This is a genomic window from Pelomonas sp. CA6 (assembly GCF_022549225.1).
Lineage (GTDB): Bacteria > Pseudomonadota > Gammaproteobacteria > Burkholderiales > Burkholderiaceae_C > Roseateles.
The window spans coordinates 1-382 of the sequence record NZ_JAKZFD010000064.1; the positions used below are offsets into that span (position 1 = coordinate 1).

Consider the following 382-nt stretch of genomic DNA (forward strand, 5'->3'; position numbering starts at 1 on the left):
CGATGGGGCGCTGAGCGTGCAGGCCAGCGGTGTGCTGCAACACAGCGGCACGAGCGTGGCGGCTGGTGCTGTGCAACTGCAAGGGGCTCAGCTGCAACTGCAAGACAGCCGCACGCAGGGGCGTGATCTTCAACTGACGGCAAGCCGTGGCGATTTGCGGCTGGATCGAGCCCGAGCAGCGGCCACGCAAGGTCTGATGCTGACCACTTCGGCCCAGTTGAACACGGAAGGCGCGCAGCTGTCAGGCGCCGCGGTTCAACTCGATGCCCAGGAATGGCGCCATCAGGGTGGCTTGCTTGCGCAGACCGATGCGAGCGGGATGGCCCGGCTGACGGTACACGGACTGCTGGACAACACCGGCGGCACCATCGCGGCCAATGCT

At 66.2% G+C, this 382-nt stretch carries 1 protein-coding gene; it reads left to right on the forward strand.

Annotated features, from left to right (window positions below):
• Positions 1-382, forward strand: a 382-nt coding sequence (locus LZ017_RS21900; RefSeq protein WP_241399045.1) for a hypothetical protein, incomplete at both ends; no start/stop codon positions are given.